We start from the raw sequence: 17,953 nt of genomic DNA on the forward strand, positions 1-17,953 counted from the left end.
GCCGGAGGGGGTCCCGTGTCCGGTCTGCCCGCTTTCTACCTGGTAGGTATCGCCCTGGCTGATCCCGGAGCCTCCCGGTCGCATCCCGGCGTTCGCCGCCCGTGGTGTTTTGCCGCCGATCTTCCGGAGGTGTTCACCTGATGACCAGTCATGCGCAGATCGACCCCATCGTCCAGTTCGGCGCGGAGGGCCTGCCGGTCGTGTCGCTCTACGTCGGGGTCGAGCCGGACGGCTCGCTCAAGAACGAGGGTGAGGTCCGCACCCGGCTCAACAGCCTGCTCGACCCGGTCCGGTCGATGGACAAGGACCACTCGCTGGACCGCGAGGCCCGGCTGTCCATCCGCGGTGACGTGGAGCGCCTCGCGCGCGCCTACACGGAAGAGCGCTGGCCGGCCGGCATGATGGCACTCTTCTCGTGCAGCGCCAGGAACTTCTTCGAGGAGGTCTCGCTGCCCCGGTCGATCCGCGACCGGGTCGTGGTGGACAGCACACCATGGGTGCGGCCGATGCTCGCCGTCCTCGACGAGTACCACCGGATGTGCGTGGTCATCACCGACGACGCGATCGCCCAGGTGTGGGACCTGTACCTGCGGGAGCTGCGCGAGGTCTGGCAGTCACGCGACCCGGCGTTGCGCAAGCCCGACTACGCCTACGGCAGGGCGGAGTACGGGGTGCGCAACAAGAGCGGGGAACTGGCCAAGCGCCACTATCGCCGGGTGGTCGAGGTGCTGACCGACCGGTTCCGCGACGGCGGGTTCGACGTGCTCGCGGTGGGCGGCCATCAGCACGAGGTGGCCAGCTTCATCGAGTACCTGCCCCGCGAGCTGCGGGAGCGTGTCGCCGGGACGTTCACCGTCGACGCGAACACCGCCACCGCCGGCGACGTGCGCCGCGCCGCCGAGTCGGTGATGGAGCAGTACGAGCAGCAGGAGGAGCGCGGACTGGTGGCCGGGATCGCCGAGGCCGTGGCCGAGCGGCGGCGGGCCGCGTTCGGCCTGGACACCTGCCTGTGGGCCGGCACGGTGTCGGCGATCGAGACACTCGCGGTGGAGGAGGGCGTCGAGCAGCCGGGCGTGGTCTGCGACCGGGACGGCTGGATGTCGCTGGCGGGGGAGGCCTGCGCACTGTGCGGGGAGCCGGTCCGGGCCACCACCGACGTCATCGACGAACTGGTCGAGTCCGTGATGGACGACGGCGGCTCGGTGCGCCACATCCGCTTCGACACGGAGCTGCGCGACCACGCGGTCGGCGCGCGCCTGCGGTTCCCGCTCCCGGAGAAGCCGGCGGCATAAGGCAGAAAAGCATGGAGAAACCGGCGGCATGACCGCGGGCGACCGGCCGGTCGACCCGATCAGCCGACCGCGCGCAGTGCCCGGTGGACGATGCCGCCCGCGGCGCGCAGGGCCTTGCGGGCCTGGTCGACGTCGGCCCGGGTGAGCAGGGTCAGCAGCGCGACCTTCGCCTCGCCGTCGGCCGCCGTCAGCGCCGCCTGGCAGGTCTCCGCCGGCACGCCGGTCGCCTGGACGAGCATGCGGACCTGCCGGACCCGCAGCTTGGCGTTGCTCGCGACCATGTCGGTCATCAGGTTGGAGTACGTGCGGCCGAGCCGGATCATCACCGCGGTCGACAGTGCGTTGAGGACGAGCTTCTGGGCGGTGCCGGCCTTCATCCGCGTCGAGCCGGTGACCACCTCGGGCCCGGTGTCGACGGCGATGTGGATGTCGGCGAGCGGCGCCAGGGCGGCGCCGGGGTTGGCGGAGAGCAGCACGGTGCGCGCGCCCCGGTCGCGGGCGGCCTGCAGCGCGCCCCCGACGAACGGCGTGCCGCCACTGGCGGTGACGCCGAACGCGATGTCGCCCCCGGTGAGCGGCTCGGCTGCCGCGGCACCGGCGGTGGTGTCGTCCTCGGCCGCCTCGACCGCGCCGGTGAGAGCGGTGGCACCGCCGGCGAGGTGCGCGACGACGTGGCCGGGATCGACGCCGTACGTCGGGCGGAGTTCGGTCGCGTCGAGCACGGCCATCCTGCCGGAGGTACCGGCGCCGAAATAGTGCAGGCGATGGCCGGATCGCAGCGCGTCGACGGTCCGGTCGACCGCCTCGGCGAGCTCCGGGAGCACGGCGGCGACCGCGCCGGCCACGGTCGCGTCCTCCGAGTTGATCAGTTCCAGGATCCGCAGCGTCGGGAGCCGGTCGATGTCGTAGGTGCGCGGGTTGCGCTCTTCCGTCGGGGCGATCGGGGAAGAGATGGTCACCAGCGTCCTCGTTCCGGTCGTACGCGCCGGCTGCGGACCGCCTCACGGGTCTTCTCCACAGCCGTCTTGGTCTGTCCGTAGGTCTTCTGGGCGACGCCGACGAACACGCAGTCGACGACGGTGAGCTGGGCCAGCCGGCTGGCCATCGCGCCCGAGCGGAACGTCGTCTCGCGGGCGGCGGTGGTGAGCGTCAGGTCGGCGATGCGGGTGATCGGCGACTTGGGGAAGTTGGTGAGCGCGACGGTGGTGGCGCCGCGGCGGCCGGCCTCGGCGAACGCCTCGATCGTGTCGACGGTCGTGCCGGTGTGCGAGATGCCGACGGCCACGTCGCGGTCGTCGAGCAGGGCGGCGCTGGTCAGCGCCAGGTGCAGGTCGGACCAGGCGTAGGCCACCAGGCCGACCCGGTGCAGCTTCATCTGGAAGTCGCGGGCGACGAACGCGCTCGCCCCGACGCCGTAGATGTCGATCCGGCGGGCGCGCGCGACGGCGTCGATCACCTGCTGCAGGGTGTCGAGGTCGAGCTGCGCGGCGGTGTCCTCGACGGCGCGGGCGTCGGCGAAGGCGATCGTCTTGACGACGGTGGCGAGCGCGTCCGTCGGGCTGATGTCGCTGCCGGGCTCCTCGCCGCCGGTGCCGTCGTCCTGCGCCCGGCCCGCCTCGGCCGCCAGCCTCAGTCGTAGCTCAGGATAGCCGGAGAAGCCGATGGCGCGGCAGAACCGGATGACCGTAGTTTCGGATGTGTCGGCCCGTTTGGCCAGCTCAGTGATCGTCAACTGGGCAGCTGTGGCCGACTCGTCGACGATGATCCGCCCGACGCGTTGCTCGGCCGGTGAGAGGGAGGGCAGCAATCCGCGGACCTTCACCGCCGTGGACGTGGCGCCACCTTCGTCGGACGGTCGGCTCACCTTCATGTGGGAAAGTTTCCATTTTCTCGACGTTTTCGTCAATGGAGTACGGTGTCCCCGTGGACGTACCTCTGGTCGCCGGCGTCGACGCCGGCGCCACCAGCACCCGCTGCCTGGTGAGCACGATCGACGGCACAATAGTCGGCCGCGGCCGGGCCGGTGGTGCGAACCAGAACTCCAGCGGCGGCCGCCCGGCCGTGGCGCTGGCCACGGCGTTGCGGGCGGCGCTCGACGGCGTGGACCCGGCGCGGGTCGCGCTCGGCGTGGTCGGCGCGGCCGGGGCGGCGTCCGCGGGGCGTGTCGAGGCACGGCAGGCCGCCGAGGAGGCGTGGCTGGCCGCCGGCCTGTCGGGCGGGGGCGTGCGTAGCGTGACCGATCTCGAGGTGGCGTTCGCCGCCGGGACCGGTCAGCCCGCCGGCCTTCTCCTGCTGTCCGGCACCGGCGCGGCTGCGGTGGCGTTCGACGGCGGGGTGGCGCAGAAGCGCTGCGACGGTTACGGGTGGCTGCTCGGCGACGAGGGCTCGGCCGTGTGGCTGGGCCGTGAGGCGCTGCGGGCGGTGCTGTGCGGCCTCGACGGCCGCGGCCCGGCGACGCGGCTCACCGGCCCGGTGACCGACGCGTTGGAGGCGGTGGCGCACCCGGACCCGGACGAGCACGCCCAGGCGCTCGTCCGGGTCGCGTACCGCCGCCCGCCGGCCTCGCTCGGCCTGCTCGCCCCGCTGGTGAGCACCGCCGCGGAGGCCGGCGACGAGGTGGCCGTCCGCATCGTGGAGATGGCCGCCGCGCACCTGCTGCACGGGCTCGAGGCGGTGTCCCGCCGGGTCCGCCTGTCCGGCCCGCCGGCGGTCGTCCTGGCCGGCTCGGTGCTGCTTCGGCCGGGCCCGGTGGCCGACCGGGTCCGCGCGGGGGTCGAGGAGCGGTTCCGGGTGGCCCCGACGGAGGCCCACGACGGGGCCGCGGGCGCCGCGGCCCTGGCGATCGCCGCCCTCACCGGCGCCCCGGTCGACAACGCCGTCCACGCCCGCCTGACCGCCACCGCATAGCCGGCGCGCGGGCGGCGCCCGGTCGCGGCGTGCGAGTGGACAAATCGATACGTCCGGAGGTCCCGGCCTGTCCGGACGGCGTCCGCCCGGGCGTCGGCGCGGCCTGTCGGTGGCCCCCGGCCGTAAGTCGCCGGCAACGATTTCGTCAATATTCGCCGCCGCCTCGCGGGTTGGCGCGGTCTGCGGCAGGATCGGACGCGGCGCGCCGCCGCGACGTATCCGCAGGCAGTGTCCCATGCCCGCGGTGAGTGCGACGGTCGCGGAGCGTAAATAAGCCCCGGCGCGCCGACGGATGGCAGGAATCTTCCGACTCTTGAAAGTTACGTTAGAAACCTTCATCGTGGTCATCGACGAGCGCCCCCTCGACCCCCACGAAGGAGCACGACGGATGAACACGATGACCCGCAGGGGCGTGCTGCAGACCGCGGCCGCCACCGGCTTGCTTGCCGCCACACCGGCCGTCCTCACCGCCTGCGCCACCGGCGGTGACAACAACACCAAGAGTGCCGAGGCGGACAAGAGCAGCACCAACCCCCTCGGCGTGAAGGAGGACGCACCGCTCGAGGTCGTCATCTTCAACGGCGGGTTCGGTGAGGACTACGCCAAGGCCCACGAGGCCATGTACAAGGAGAAGTACCCGAAGGCGGAGATCAAGCACTCGGCGACGCAGGAGATCAACAAGACGCTCCAGCCGCGGTTCGTCGACGGCACCCCGCCGGACGTGGTCAACAACTCCGGCTCCGGCCAGATCGACTTCAACGGCCTCGTCTCCGAGAAGGCGATCACCGACCTCCAGGCGCTGCTCGACGCGCCGAGCCTCGACATCCCGGGCAAGAAGGTGCGCGACACGCTGCTGCCGGGCTCGCTGGAGCCGAGCACCTACGACGGCAAGACGATGTTCCTCAACTACGCGTACACGGCGTACGGCGTCTGGTACAACGAGAAGCTCCTCACGGACAAGGGCTGGCAGTACCCGAAGACGTGGGACGAGATGATCGCTCTGAGCAAGACCATCAAGACCGCCGGTATCGCGCCCTGGACCTATCAGGGCAAGCACCCGCGGTACATGAGCTGGATCATCCTGTCGATGGCCGCCAAGATGGCCGGTCCGCAGATCCTGCTCGCGATCGACAACCTCGAGCCCAACGCCTGGAAGCACGAGTCGATCAAGGCGGCTGCCGAGGCCGTCCGGCAACTCGTCGTCGACGGCTACATCCTGCCCGGCTCGGAGGGCCTGGACCACGTCCAGTCGCAGACCGAGTGGTCGAAGGGCAACGCCGTCTTCATCTCCTGCGGCTCGTGGCTGGAGTCGGAGCAGAAGAAGGTCACCCCGCCCGACTTCAAGATGGCGATCGCGCCGACGCCGAGCATGGGCTCGGGTGACAAGCTGCCGTTCGCGGCGATCCGGGGCACCGCCGGCGAGCCGTACATGGTGCCGTCGAAGGGCAAGAACGTCAACGGCGGCCTCGAGTACCTGCGCATCATGCTGTCGAAGCAGGGCGCGTCGGACTTCACGAAGAAGACGGCGAGCCTCACCTGCGTCGCCGGCTCCGCGGACGGCGTCGAGCTGCCCCCGGGCCTGACCAGCGTCACCAAGGCGCTGCAGGCGTCCGGCTCCGACGGCTTCAACTGGGTGTACAACTCCTTCTACCGGAAGCTGGAGCGCAACCTCGTCGACGCGGCCTGCGGCGAGCTCATGACGGGACGTGCCAACGCGCAGCAGTTCGTCGAGCAGTGCCAGAAGGGCGCGGACGAGATCGCCAAGGACGACTCGTTCAAGAAGTACAAGCGGAGCTGACCCATGCGGCACGGTAGGCGCCTGTTCGCGCTCACGTTCCTCCTGCCACCACTGGCGCTGTACGCCGTGTTCGTGCTCTCGCCGTACGCCCAGGCGTTCCAGATCTCCGCGACGGACTGGAAGGGGTTGTCGCCGGACTACGAGTACGTGGGCCTGGACAACTTCGGCAAGCTCCTGGAGGACGCGCACCTCTGGAACGCCCTGAAGAACAACGCCATCCTGCTGGTGGCGCTGCCGATCATCACGATCGTGCTGGCGTTGTTCTTCGCCACCATGCTCACCGTCGGAGGCCGGAAGGGGAAGGCGGGCGTCAGCGGGGTCCGCGGCGCCGCCTTCTACCGGGTCGTCTACTTCTTCCCGCAGGTGCTGTCGGTGGCCATCATCGGCGTGCTGTGGAAAGAGGTGTACGCGCCGAGAAGCGGCATCCTCAACGGCTTCCTCCGCGCGATCGGGCTCGACTCGCTCGCCAAGCCCTGGCTCGGCGATCCCGACCTGGCGTTCTACTGCGTCATGGCGGTCATGGTCTGGAGCAACGTCGGCTTCTACGTGGTGCTCTTCAACGCCGCGATGCAGTCGATCCCCAAGGAGATCTACGAGGCCGCGATGCTCGACGGTGCGGAGCGCGGCACCGTCCTGCGGAAGATCACCGTCCCGCTGCTGTGGGACACGATCCAGGTCGCCTGGATCTACCTCGCGGTCATCGCGATCGACGCCTTCGCCCTCGTGCAGATCGTCACCAACGGCGGCCCGGGCGAGAGCTCCAGGGTCGTCGGTCTGTACCTCTACGAGGCGGCGATGAACGAGAACAAGTTCGGCTTCGCCTCCGCGATCGGCGTGGCGCTGTTCTTCCTGACCCTGTCCATCGCGTTCGTCTCGCTGCGGCTCACCCGCCGCGAGCGGATCGAGCTCTGAGGCCCGCCATGACCACGATCTCCGATCCGCAGACCACGGCGGTGCCCCCGAAGCCGGAGAAGGCGCCGCGCGAGCGGGGCCGCTTCGGTGTCTTCAACGCGTTCTCCCACACCGTGCTCGTGGGTTGGGCGCTGCTGACGACGTTCCCGCTGCTGTGGGCGATCATGAGCGGGTTCAAGGACGACAACGAAATCCTCACCAGTGCCTGGAGCCTGCCCTCGAAGCTGCGGTTCGAGAACTGGAGCCGGGCCTGGAACGAGGCCAACATCGGCCTGTACTTCCTGAACACCGCGATCGTCGTCGCCGGCGCGCTGGTGCTCACGATGCTGCTCGGCTCGATGGCCGCCTACGTGCTCGCGCGATACGACCTCAAGTTCGGCCGGTTCATCTACTTCCTGTTCGTCGGCGGGATGATGTTCCCGGTGTTCCTGGCCCTGGTCCCGCTGTTCTTCGTGGTGAAGAACATGGGCCTGCTCTCGACGCACCTGGGCCTGATCCTGACCTACACCGCCTATGCGCTGCCGTTCACGGTCTTCTTCCTCACGGCGTTCTTCCGGACGCTGCCGACGGAGGTGGCCGAGGCGGGGATGGTCGACGGCTGCTCGCACTTCGGCCTGTTCTTCCGGATCATGCTGCCGATGGCGAAGCCGGGCCTCATCAGCGTGGGCATCTTCAACCTGCTGACGCACTGGAACCAGTACATCCTGCCGATCGTGCTCATGCAGGGGCAGGGCGCGGAGAAGAAATGGGTGCTCACCCAGGGCCTGACCGCGCTCACGATCAACCAGGGGTACGCCGGCGACTACAGCGCCCTGTTCGCCGGCATGGCGATCGCGATGCTGCCCGTGCTGATCCTCTACCTGGCGTTCCAGCGGCAGGTGCAGTCCGGCCTGACCGCGGGCCATCTCAAGTAAGGGCACCTGACGGCGACGGGCGCCCCGGGAGATCCCGGGGCGCCCGCTGTTTGCCGTGGTGCTCAGACCGGAACGGTCACAGACTCGTCCGGTTGCTGGCGGACAACGCGACGCGGGTCCACCAGTCGAAGGTGTTCGTGTTCTGGGTGGTCTGCACCCGGTGCCAGACCTGGCCGTCGCCACCGATGGCGAAGACCTCGAGCAGCCCGTCGTCCCGCTTGTGGACCGTCGGGTTGCTGTAGATGAGGCCGCTCAGGTTCTCCCAGTCGGTCCAGGAACCCGGGTTGGACGTCGAGGACTGCTTGATCGCCCACAGGTTGTCGTCCTGGCCACGGCCCATGATGACGACCGTGCCGTCGCCGTTCTGGGCCAGCGCGAGCGAGTGCAGCCACTTCGGCGTGCCCACGCGGGTCCACCACGCGAACGTGCCGTCGCCGTTCTGCAGGCTGTACCAGATCGAGTGGTCACCGCCGACGACGAACACCTGCAGCCGGCCGTTGTTGTTCAGCACGGCGACCGGCTCGCTGTAGATGAGCCCGCCCAGGTTGGTCCAGGTGCCCCACGTACCGTCAACGGCCTGGACGCTGGTGTACAGGTTGTTGTCCGAGCCACGCGCGAACATCTGCGGCCGTCCCGAGCTGTTGCGCACGATCGGTCCGGACATCTTCACCGTCGCCCCGGACGCCACGTAGAGGTCGACGCGCAGGTTCCGGGGAGTGCCGTCCGGGCCCACGCCCGCCGCGACCAGCGAGTGGTTCGGTCCGTCGAGGTCGCTCGGGATGGTGATCGTCTGGGTGAAGTCACCACTGGCGCCGGTGAGGACGCTGGTCAGCTGGTTCGGGTCCGAGTACAGCGTGATGACCACCGTGGAGTACGGCGCGTAGCCGGACCCCACGAGCGTGATCTCCTGCCCCGGCTCGGCGGAGCTGATCGGGCCGGCATCGGTGGTGAGCGGCGCGTCCGCCGCCGGCGCCGTCGCCGGTGGCTCCGGTTCCGTCGCCGTGACGGAGTTGGACGGGTCGCTCACCGGCGAGTCGCCGGCAGCCGAGTGGGCCACCACCGTGACGGTGTAGTCCTCGCCCGCGGTCGCGCCGAGCACGCAGCTGGTTTCGGTCTTGCTCTTCGTGGTGCAGGTGGCCGGGCCCGGGGTCGCCATCACCGTGTAGCCGGTGATCTCCGTGCCGTTCTCGTCCGGTGCCGTCCACGTCGCCTTGATCGACGACACGCCGGCCGTCAGCGTCGGCGCCGCCGGCTGGTCCGGGGCGTCCGGCGGCGCGGGGACCACCGTCAGCGTCGCCGCGCTGGTGGTCGCGCTGCCGAGCGCGCTCTGGAACACCGCCCGGTACTGCGCGCCGTTCAGCTCGATCGTCGCCGGGAACGACAGCGTATCGGTCACCTGGCCGGCGATGTCCGTCCAGGTGCCGCCCTTGAGCAGCTGCTGCCACTTGATGTCCGGGACCGGGTAACCCGAGGCCGTCGCCGTGAACTTGGCCTGGGTGCCGACGCCGCGCGACTGCGCGAGCGGCTGCTTCGTCACCTTCGGCGCCGCGTTGTAGGCGAACGTCACGTTGCTGTTGCTGGGGCCGCCGGCCGTGGTGACCACGACCGGGGCCGTGCCGGGAGTGCCCGCCGGGGTGGTCACCTTGACGCTGGTGGCACTGACCGGCGTGAGGTTGGTGCCCTCCGTACCACCAAAGGTGATCTTGGTGGCATCATCCAGGTCGGTACCGCTGATGGTCACCACGGTCCCGCCGGCCGCAGGGCCGTTGTTCGGCAGCACATTGTTCACCACCGGCGGATTCACATAGGTGAACTCCACGGTGTTGTTGCTGGGGCCGCCGGCCGTGGTGACCACGACCGGAACCGCACCGGCGATGTGCGGCGGCGTGGTCACCTTGAGGCTGGTGGCGGTGACCGCCGTGAGGCCGGTGCCGGCCAGTCCGCCGAAGGTGACCCCGGTGGCGCCGGTCAACTTGGTGCCGGTGACGGTTACCTGGGTCCCGCCGGCCACCGGGCCTGCCGGAGCCTCCACATTCGTCACCGTCGGTGCGGCGACGTAGGTGAACGTAAGTGGATCGGTGGATGGACCGGTCCCGTTCGTCACCACCACCGGGACGGGGCCGGCGGTGCCCGGCGGCGTGGTTACGGTGACGGTGGTGGCTGTGCTCCCCGTGACGCTGCCCGCGGCGCCGCCGAAGGTGACGCTGCTGCCCGTCATGTTGGTCCCGGTGATGGTCACCGAGGTCCCGCCGGCGACAGGACCGCTGTCCGGCGCGATGGCCGTCAAGGTCGGCTCCACCGCATATGCCGGTGTCGCTACCGCGACACCCGCCGCGGTGAGCGTGAGGGCCAGCGCTGTGCCGGCCCAGATTCGTCCGCGTGGTACCGGCCCCCCGCGGATGTTCGTGGTTGCAAACACCCTTTCCCCCCGTACAGGTGTGGAGCGGCACCTGGTGCCGCTCGGTCTTCCCGAACGTAGGCCAGAGGTGAATGCTTTTTGCAATACTTTGGTGGATTCGCACCCGGACTGCCGGTAACGGCGGCCCGGCAGCCGGTTGTACCCGCTGCGGTCCCGCTGTCGTGGGCGGTGCCGACGTGCTCGCCGTCGCCGCGGCGCCGCCGGATGCTCAGCCGTCGGTGGCCAGGCGGTAGATCCGTCGGGTGGCGGCCGCCTCCAGCGGCAGGCCGAGCCGGTCGTAGGCCCAGACGAGGTGGCTCGCGCACTCGCGCACCTCCCAGTAGTCCCGGGACTGCTTGAGCTCGACCTCACGCAACCGCAGCGCCTCGGTCAGCGACGCGATCGCCTGCTCGTCGCGCAGGCAGGCCTGGGAGATGCCGTGCCGCATGAGCGCGATCGGCTGCGTGGTGACCTCCCGGCGCAGCCGCAGGGTGTACAGCTTGCCGGTCTCCTCGTGCGCCCGCTCGAACAGCGCGCCGGCGGCGGCCCGGTCACCCTCATCTTCGAGCAGCAGGCCCCGGCACTGCAGGATGCGGGCGAGGATCATCCGGGTCCGCTGGGTGCGGGTGCCGTCCACGCCGTAGGACCTCGACCATGCCGTCTTCGCCTCGAGCGCGAGCTGCTCGGCCTCGTCGAGCGCGGCGTGGGTGCCGACCCGCATGAGCGCGGCGGCGAGGTTGCTGCGCGCGGGCAGGGTCGGCAGGTAGCCGGCCTCGCTGATGAGGCCGGTGCGCCGGCGCAGGATCTCGCGGCGGACGGCGACGGCCCGGTCGATGTCGTCGCTGCGCATGGCGTTGTACGACAGGTCCTCCATCGCGTCCAGCGTGTACCGGTGGCCGGGCCCGTAGCGCTGCTCGCAGTGCGCGAGCAGCTCCTCGCAGCGCTTCGTGGCCTCCGCGTACCGCCCCTGGTGACCGGCGGCGCTGGCCTGGAACGACCACAGGTCCCGGATGAGCCCCCGTGACGGTTCGTCGAGCACGTCGGTGCGGCGCTCCGCCTCGCGCAGCAGCTCGTAGGCGCGGTCGAACCGCTCGCGGTCGTTGCGGCGCAGCAGGGCCCGCGCGAGCGCCAGCCGGGCCCGGATTCGCAGCTCGTCGGTGTCGGGGAGCTGATCGGCGAGCTCCAGGGCCGCGACGGCGTGCGGCTCGCTGCGGCTGCGGGAGTGCTCGATCCGGACGGTGGCGGTGAGTTCCAGGCGGAGCCGGATCGCGTGCCGGCGGTCGCTCGCGTCGCCCGTCTCCAGCCACACCACGGCCTGCTCCAGGTAGCTGATCGCGTCGAGACGGCGGTGCTGCCCGCGGGCGATCTCGGCCAGGTCGGCCGCGCTGCGGCCGGCCGAGGGAAGGTCGGTCTCCACACCGGCACGGGTGAGGCCGACGTGGAGGGCGAGCAGCACCTGCCGCGCCTCGCGGACGTCGTCCTCGAGCAGCTGCCGCACCGCCCGCAACGCGCTGGCGAGCACGTTCTCCCGGGCCGAGGTGGTCAGGACGTTCGGTGCCGCGCCGCGCGCCACGTCGTACCGGATCCGCTCGATGAACTCGAAGATCCGCGCAGGCTCGCCGGTCGGGCGGATCCAGGCCGTCGCGAGCGCCGCGCTGAGGCCGCCCTCCGGGCGCACCGCCCCGAGCGCGGCGACGAGCACGTCGTCGAGGACCGACTCGCCGAGCAGCGCCGTGGTCACCAGCGTCTGCTGCACGCCGATCGACAACCGCGTCCAGTGCTGCCGCAGCAGGTCGTCCAGCCCGCCGTTGAGCTGGTCGATCTCGGCCGGGCCCAGGTCGATCCGGCCGTCGCGGGAGGCGGAGCGCACGAGTGCGGTGTCGAGGAGCAGGCGCAGCGCGTACGGGTTGCGGTCCGCCCGCTGCGCCAGCCGGTTGGCCACCATCGGGTCGGTGCCGGGGAACTGGTGCAGGACGAACTCGACGAGGTCGTCGGTGCCGAGCAGGTCCAGATGTACCAGGGCCGCCCGTTCGGTGGTGGCCGCGTCGGCGAGGTACGTCGCGAACGGTGAGCCGCTCGCGTCGGTGCGGACGTGCTCCGGCCAGGTGGTGGCGATGAGCAGCGCCGGCAGGTCGGCGCTGAGCAGGTCGGCGACGAGGTTGACCGCCGACTGGTCCAGGTCGTGGGCGTCGTCGAGGACGACGACGGTGCCCGTCCGCTCGGCCGGCGGCAGCGGCCCCTGCAAGAGGCGCAGCAGGGTGGCGACGCCGGTGGCGAGGTCCGCGGTGGCGGCGAGCGGTCCCTCACCGGCGATCGCCGCGCCGAGGGCCGGGTCGGCCGCGGCGAGAGTCCGCAGCTCCCACGGCGAGAGCACGCCGGCGATGGCGCGGCACACCGGCCGGATCGGGTGCCCGGCGCGCGCGAGCCGGCCGACGAGCTGCGGCAGGTGCGGGATCAGCTGGGTCGCCAGCTGCTCGACCGCGGGCGCGGGGGAGTTGTCGCCGAGCCGCGCCGAAGGCAGTGCCAGCCACAACCAGGGCGCCGCCGTGTCCGGCGGCACCTGCAACTGCCGGTGCCGGACGGCCTTGCGGCCGGTGGCGAGGTCACCGGAGGTCGACGCGCCGGTCCGCGGCTCGGTGATCAGCGACGCCGGCCAGTATCGCGGCTCCGGCTGCGACTCGGCCAGCCGGCGGTAGAACTCCTGGATGACGCGGGTCTTTCCCCAGCCCGGTGGCGCCACGTACGTGACGAGGGCCGGCGTCGATTCGCGGCGGACCTGACCGAAGCGCGTGACAAGCCGTTCAACCTCGGCGACCCGACCATGACCGACGAACACCCATCGACTCCTTCTGCGACACCACGCACACCATCCCGGTCTATGCAATCAATCTTGGCCAGGAGATCGGCAGGGCCGATCGGCCATTGCTGGGTCACCTCCTTCCCCGGCCGTTCCGCCGATCCGCCGGGCGTTCGGCCGATGCGGCCCCGCTTCGCCGCCGATACGATTCCGCCTCCGGCTACTTCGCGAAGAGTTCCACACCGGAGGGCAGCACACTGGCCGCGCTTCTGACCGACAACCCGATCCTGCGGCTCGACCACGACCGGTTCGGATTCCGCACATATGTCGAACAACTGCACGAGATCGTGGCGAACGCCGATACGTTGCCGGTGACGGTCGGTGTTTTCGGCCCGTGGGGATCCGGCAAGAGCAGTTTCATGCGGATGTGGCAGGACCAGCTCGCGTTCGCGCCCGAGAATCGCGCACTGTGGTTCAACCCGTGGAAGTACGACCAGAAGGTCGAGGTCTGGGCCGCGCTGCTCCAGTCGCTGCTCGCCGAGCTCGCCACCGAGGAGACGGCGGCCCGCAAGGCGACCAGGCTCGCGTCGGCGGCCACCTGGCTCGCCCTCCGGCTCGGCGTCGGCGCCTCGGTGTCGCTGGCCACCGGCGGCGCGATCAGCGCGGCCGACGTCGCCGCCGGAGCCCAGCAGCTGGCCGCCACCAACGCCGACTACTACCGCGAGCTCAACCGCTTCGAGATCGACTTCGCCGAGGCCGTGGCCGCCTACCTGCCGCCGGAGGGGCGGCTGTTCGTGTTCGTCGACGACCTCGACCGGTGCACGCCCGCCGCCGCGGTGAACGTCCTGGAAGCGCTCAAGCTGTTCACCGGCGACGCGCGGTGCGTGTTCGTCCTGGGCATGGACTACGACCTGCTCGTCCAGGTCGTGGCGGGCCGGTTCGGCGGCGACGTGACCGTCGACGGCGCGGCGTACCTGGAGAAGATCGTGCAGCTGCCGTTCTTCCTGCCGGAGATCAGTTTCGCGGAGATCCGCCGCTCCGTGGCGGAGCACGTCGCCGACCTGGCCGACCACGATCCCTTCTGGACACTGGTGCGCACCGGGTTCGGCAACAACCCGCGCCGGATCAAGCGGTTCGTCAACGTGCTGACCCTGGCGACCTCGGTCCTCGCCCGGGACGCGTCGCCCGCCGGCGCCCGGACCGACCTCGCCCGACGGATGCAGCTGGCCCGGCTGCTGGTCGTCCGCAGCCAGCACCGCCCGTTCTTCCAGCATCTGCTGCGCAACCCCGGCGCGTGGCAGGCGCTGCTCGAGCCGCAGTCCCGGCGCGGGACGGATCTCCAGGCGTTCGCGGCGGACGGCGAGCTGCTCAGGCTGCTCGGCGCGGAGACGGCGAGCGGCGGTCCGGCGCTGCCGCCGACGGCCGGCGAGGTGTCGCGCCTGCTCACCACCGTGCGGCTGGCCGCGCCGCCGGCGACCGGCTCCTGAGCGGGCACGCTCAGCCGACACCCGCGCAGGGGCGGCCGTCGATGGTGCACGCCGTCGGGGTCATGTCGAGCAGGGCCGCGCCGTTGACGCGGAACGACACCGTCACCGACCGGCCCCCCGCCGGTCTGCGCGATGCCGAGTCGGGGACGAAGGTCCACACCGCACCGTCGCGGGTCACGCGGGCGGAGCTGACGCTGCTCGTCTCGCTCGCCGGTGCGGCCGCGGTTCCGCTGCTGTCCGATGTGGACGATGTGCCGGTGGCCGCGGCCGCCAGCCGGTCAGCCGGTCAGCCGGTCAGCCGAACAGCGTGGTCCCGGCCGCGCCGATGCACAGCACCGCGACCAGGGCGAGGACCGCGAACAGCAGGCCGGTCGGGGTGCGCTCCCGAGGTGCCGACTGGGCCGGCAGTTGCACGGTCGGTTTCCCGTCGTCCACGTCGTATTCTCCTTGCGTTTCCTGGACTTGGGGTGCATATCAAAGTGGGGACCGAGCTGCGGCGGCCCCAGGCGACGCCTGGACTCCGCCTCGCCTCGGCCCCCACTTTGATTACGCACCCTAACGCCGGTCGCCGTCCTGGCCGTCGCCGGTGTCGCGGTCGGGTCGACGGCGCCGGTGTGCGCGGCGCGGAACGCGGCGACCACCTCGTCCTCACCGGCGAGCACGCGGCCCTCGTATGTCGCCGCCACCTTCTCCAGCGCCGCGTGCCCGGGCCGGCGGTGTCAGGAGTCCCGGGTGAGGTCGATCACGCGGGTCAGCATGGCGTGCAGGTCCTGCAGCTCCTCGATCGGCATGCCGAGGCGGCTGACGATCGCCGGCGGGATGCGCTCGGCCTCGGCGCGCAGGGCCTGGCCGGCCGGGGTCAGTGTGACGGCGAGCACACGCTCGTCGTGGTCGGCGCGGCGCCGGACGACGAGGTCGAGGCTCTCCAGCCGCTTGAGCAGTGGCGAGAGGGTGCCCGGGTCGAGCTGGAGGAGCCGGCTCAGCTCCTTCACCGACAGCGGTGCGTGCTGCCAGAGGGCGAGCATCACCAGATACTGCGGGTGGGTCAGGCCCATCGGCTCGAGCAGCGGCCGATACAGGGCGATCACGTTTCGCGAGGCCACGGCCAGCGCGAAGCAGACCTGCTCCTCCAGGGCGAGCGGGTTTCCGGTCGTCTTCGTCACGCTGGCTCCCTGTTCCCTCCGGGCCGTCGGCGGCCCATACTATCGGTACACCAATAGTTGGTACACCAACGATTGCTGCACCAAGAAAGTTGGGCGGGATGGCGAACGCGAAGCGGGACAGGGCCGGGACCTTCTTCTTCCGCATCTTCGGTCCGGCGACGGTCGAGGGCGCCCTGCACGGATGCAGCCCGGAGGCCAGGCAACAGTGGAAGCAGTTCCGCGAGCGGATCAAGGCCGCCGAGGCCGAGCGGCGCGACGAGCGCGAGCCCGGCGCGGCGTGACCCGGCAGCGCAGCCTCGAGGAGATCCACGCGTGCCGGCGGAACGGGCGCACCCGGCCCGGCTGAGCCCTCCTCGCCGCACGTGGCCACGGTCGAGGAAGCCGACCGGCAGGATGCCGACGTCCGCCGGTACCAGAGCATGATCAGGAACGTCAAGGTCAACTGCCCGGGTGATCGGGGAGAATGACGGGGTGACCCCTGAAGTGCTCCTCGTGTTCGTGCTCGCCGCCGTCGCCGTGATCGTGGGCGTCCGCTGGCTCGCCGCCCGGACCGGCCTGCCGGCCGCGGCGATCCTGCCGGTGGTCGGCATCGTCTATGCGCTGCTGCCGGGGCCGAACATCGCACTCGAGCCGGAGATCATCCTGACGTTCGTGCTGCCGCCGCTGTTGTACAGTGCGGCGCTCGACTCGTCGCTGTTGGCCATCCGGCGCAACATGCGCATCGTGGTCAGCCTGTCGGTGATCCTCGTGCTGCTCACGGCACTCGTGGCCGGGCTGGGGTTCCATCTGTTCGTGGCCGGGGCGACGCTCGCCGCCGGCGTCGCGGTCGGCGCGGCCATCGCCCCGCCCGACCCGGTCGCCGCCCTGGCCGTCGGGCGCCGGGTCGGGCTGCCGCCCCGGCTCGTCACCATCATCCAGGGCGAAGGGCTGCTCAACGACGCGACGGCGCTGACGATCCTCAGCTTCGCCGCCGCGGCCGCCGTCGGCGAGGAGTTCTCCGTGCCGCGGGCCATCGGCCAGTTCCTCCTCGCCGCGGCCGGCGGTGCCCTGGTCGGCGCCGCGGTCGCCTACGCGGTGCGGCTCCTGCGGCCGCTCGGCAAGGACCCGCTGATGGCCAACGCGATCTCACTCGCCACGCCGTTCGTCGCGTACCTGCTGGGCGAGGAACTCCACGTCTCCGGCGTCCTCGCCGTGGTCATCGCCGGGCTCATCGTCGGCCACCACACCCCGCGCTCGTCGTCCGGCGCCAGCCGGCTGCAGACCAGCGCCGTGTGGCGGCTGGTCGACTTCCTCCTCGAGGGGTTCGTGTTCCTGCTGATCGGCCAGCAACTGCCGGAGGTCATCCGCAACCTGCGCGAGTACCACACGTCGACCGTCGTCATCGCGGTCGCCATCGCGGTCGGCGCGACGCTGCTGATCCGCCCGCTGTGGCTGGCGCTCACCCAGCTGCTGCCGCGATCGCTCCACACACGGCTCGGCAGCGAGAGCGGCAAGCGGGAGGAGAAGCTCGGCGGCCGCGAGGTGGTGGCCCTGAGCTGGGCCGGCACCCGGGGCGTCATCAGCCTCGCGGCCGTGTTCACGCTGCCGCTCGTCACCGACAGCGGCGCGCCGTTCCCGGACCGCGACCTGCTGCTGTTCTGCACGTTTGTCGTGGTGCTCGTCACGCTCGTCGGGCAGGGCCTCACGTTCACGCCGCTGGTCCGCCTGCTCGGCCTGCGCGCCAACGAGGTGGACGAGGCGCGGATCCGCAACGAGGCCCGGTCCGCGTCGGTGCGGGCGGCGCTCGACCGGCTCGACGAGATCGACCACGAGGACCACGACGACCTCGACACGCAGGCCATCGAGGTGATGCGGGCCCAGCTCGAGCACCGCCTGCACCGCTACCAGGGCCGCCTCGACCTGCTGCAGAGCTCCGACTCGCCGGAGATCCCGGTCTCGCCGCGTTACGAGGCGGCGCTGCGGATCCGGCGCGCCGCGATCGACGCCCAGCGCGCGGAGTTGCTGCGCTGGCGGGACGCCGGCACGCTGCCCGACGAGAGCCTCCGCCGCCTCGAGCGTGAGCTCGACCACGAGGAGCGGCTGCTGCCCGAACGAACGTCGTGAGACGTTACCTGACTTGAGTCAGATGATGTTGTCCGGTGTGGTCCGTGGTCGATCACGTCGGCTACGCCGCGTCGTACCTCACAGCGACCACCGTCCACGTTGCCGGCGGCCTCTGATCATGTTGACATGATCGTGGACCATCGGTCTGTGACTGCTTGAGCTGTGGTGACGGGTTCGGCGTT

At 71.1% G+C, this 17,953-nt stretch carries 15 protein-coding genes; 8 read left to right on the top strand and 7 right to left on the bottom strand.

All coding sequences use genetic code 11. The features are described 5' to 3' along the window. Nucleotides 1-140: 140 nt before the first annotated feature. Nucleotides 141-1,292 (top strand): baeRF10 domain-containing protein, encoded by a 1,152-nt coding sequence (locus Dfulv_RS12815; protein ID WP_259863093.1) that lies wholly within the window; start codon nucleotides 141-143, stop codon nucleotides 1,290-1,292. 59 nt (nucleotides 1,293-1,351) lie between these two features. Here Dfulv_RS12815 and murQ read toward each other — a convergent pair whose 3' ends face one another. Further along, nucleotides 1,352-2,251 (bottom strand): N-acetylmuramic acid 6-phosphate etherase, encoded by a 900-nt coding sequence (gene murQ, locus Dfulv_RS12820; protein ID WP_319805792.1) that lies wholly within the window; start codon nucleotides 2,249-2,251, stop codon nucleotides 1,352-1,354. Then, the gene (locus Dfulv_RS12825) at nucleotides 2,248-3,162 is read right to left on the bottom strand and encodes a MurR/RpiR family transcriptional regulator (RefSeq protein WP_259863094.1); all 915 of its coding nucleotides are present in this window, start codon (nucleotides 3,160-3,162) and stop codon (nucleotides 2,248-2,250) included. The genes murQ and Dfulv_RS12825 overlap by 4 nt, the downstream gene beginning before the upstream one ends. Nucleotides 3,163-3,215: 53 nt before the next feature. On the opposite strand from Dfulv_RS12825, the gene Dfulv_RS12830 reads away from it, so the two are divergent. The 4 genes from Dfulv_RS12830 (at nucleotide 3,216) to Dfulv_RS12845 (ending at nucleotide 7,823) form a co-directional block, all read left to right on the top strand. Further along, nucleotides 3,216-4,199: an N-acetylglucosamine kinase gene (locus Dfulv_RS12830; RefSeq protein WP_259863096.1), complete on the top strand. Its 984-nt coding sequence runs from the start codon at nucleotides 3,216-3,218 to the stop codon at nucleotides 4,197-4,199. Nucleotides 4,200-4,587: 388 nt separating this feature from the next. Continuing rightward, nucleotides 4,588-5,997: an N-acetylglucosamine/diacetylchitobiose ABC transporter substrate-binding protein gene (gene ngcE, locus Dfulv_RS12835; RefSeq protein WP_259863097.1), complete on the top strand. Its 1,410-nt coding sequence runs from the start codon at nucleotides 4,588-4,590 to the stop codon at nucleotides 5,995-5,997. A gap of 3 nt (nucleotides 5,998-6,000) precedes the next feature. Beyond that, nucleotides 6,001-6,909, top strand: a complete 909-nt coding sequence (locus Dfulv_RS12840; protein ID WP_259863099.1) for a carbohydrate ABC transporter permease — start codon at nucleotides 6,001-6,003, stop codon at nucleotides 6,907-6,909. Between the two features lie 8 nt (nucleotides 6,910-6,917). Then, nucleotides 6,918-7,823: a carbohydrate ABC transporter permease gene (locus tag Dfulv_RS12845; protein ID WP_259863101.1), complete on the top strand. Its 906-nt coding sequence runs from the start codon at nucleotides 6,918-6,920 to the stop codon at nucleotides 7,821-7,823. 76 nt (nucleotides 7,824-7,899) lie between these two features. On the opposite strand, the gene Dfulv_RS12850 is transcribed toward Dfulv_RS12845, so the two are convergent. Beyond that, nucleotides 7,900-10,110 carry an IPT/TIG domain-containing protein gene (locus Dfulv_RS12850; RefSeq protein ID WP_259863102.1) on the bottom strand — a complete coding sequence of 737 codons (2,211 nt, stop codon included), beginning with the start codon at nucleotides 10,108-10,110 and terminating at the stop codon, nucleotides 7,900-7,902. Between the two features lie 340 nt (nucleotides 10,111-10,450). Continuing rightward, a complete protein-coding gene (locus Dfulv_RS12855; RefSeq protein ID WP_259863104.1) occupies nucleotides 10,451-13,057 on the bottom strand; it encodes a tetratricopeptide repeat protein in 2,607 nt (868 codons plus the stop codon). Nucleotides 13,058-13,143: 86 nt separating this feature from the next. Here Dfulv_RS12855 and Dfulv_RS12860 point away from each other — a divergent pair, with 86 nt between their 5' ends. After that, nucleotides 13,144-14,505: a KAP family P-loop NTPase fold protein gene (locus Dfulv_RS12860; RefSeq protein WP_259863105.1), complete on the top strand. Its 1,362-nt coding sequence runs from the start codon at nucleotides 13,144-13,146 to the stop codon at nucleotides 14,503-14,505. Between the two features lie 10 nt (nucleotides 14,506-14,515). On the opposite strand, the gene Dfulv_RS12865 is transcribed toward Dfulv_RS12860, so the two are convergent. The 3 genes from Dfulv_RS12865 to Dfulv_RS12875 all read right to left on the bottom strand — a co-directional run bounded on the left by Dfulv_RS12865 (nucleotide 14,516) and on the right by Dfulv_RS12875 (nucleotide 15,668). After that, nucleotides 14,516-14,683, bottom strand: a complete 168-nt coding sequence (locus Dfulv_RS12865; RefSeq protein WP_259863106.1) for a hypothetical protein — start codon at nucleotides 14,681-14,683, stop codon at nucleotides 14,516-14,518. Nucleotides 14,684-14,799: 116 nt separating this feature from the next. Continuing rightward, a complete protein-coding gene (locus tag Dfulv_RS12870; protein WP_259863107.1) occupies nucleotides 14,800-14,940 on the bottom strand; it encodes a hypothetical protein in 141 nt (46 codons plus the stop codon). A gap of 284 nt (nucleotides 14,941-15,224) precedes the next feature. Next, nucleotides 15,225-15,668: a MarR family winged helix-turn-helix transcriptional regulator gene (locus Dfulv_RS12875; RefSeq protein ID WP_259863109.1), complete on the bottom strand. Its 444-nt coding sequence runs from the start codon at nucleotides 15,666-15,668 to the stop codon at nucleotides 15,225-15,227. Nucleotides 15,669-15,766: 98 nt separating this feature from the next. Between Dfulv_RS12875 and Dfulv_RS12880 the strand changes: the two genes are divergently transcribed. Further along, nucleotides 15,767-15,949, top strand: a complete 183-nt coding sequence (locus tag Dfulv_RS12880; protein WP_259863110.1) for a hypothetical protein — start codon at nucleotides 15,767-15,769, stop codon at nucleotides 15,947-15,949. Between the two features lie 190 nt (nucleotides 15,950-16,139). Next, entirely contained in the window at nucleotides 16,140-17,771 is a 1,632-nt protein-coding gene (locus tag Dfulv_RS12885) for a Na+/H+ antiporter (protein WP_259863111.1), read from the top strand. Nucleotides 17,772-17,953 lie beyond the last annotated feature (182 nt).

Source organism: Dactylosporangium fulvum (genome assembly GCF_025137375.1).
Lineage (GTDB): Bacteria > Actinomycetota > Actinomycetes > Mycobacteriales > Micromonosporaceae > Dactylosporangium > Dactylosporangium fulvum.

Coding starts and splice junctions, on each gene's coding strand:
- Dfulv_RS12825 (WP_259863094.1), bottom strand. CDS start 3,162: ATGAAGGTGAGCCGACCGTCCGACGAAGGTGGCGCCACGTCCACGGCG.
- Dfulv_RS12840 (WP_259863099.1), top strand. CDS start 6,001: ATGCGGCACGGTAGGCGCCTGTTCGCGCTCACGTTCCTCCTGCCACCA.
- ngcE (WP_259863097.1), top strand. CDS start 4,588: ATGAACACGATGACCCGCAGGGGCGTGCTGCAGACCGCGGCCGCCACC.
- Dfulv_RS12845 (WP_259863101.1), top strand. CDS start 6,918: ATGACCACGATCTCCGATCCGCAGACCACGGCGGTGCCCCCGAAGCCG.
- Dfulv_RS12880 (WP_259863110.1), top strand. CDS start 15,767: ATGGCGAACGCGAAGCGGGACAGGGCCGGGACCTTCTTCTTCCGCATC.
- Dfulv_RS12815 (WP_259863093.1), top strand. CDS start 141: ATGACCAGTCATGCGCAGATCGACCCCATCGTCCAGTTCGGCGCGGAG.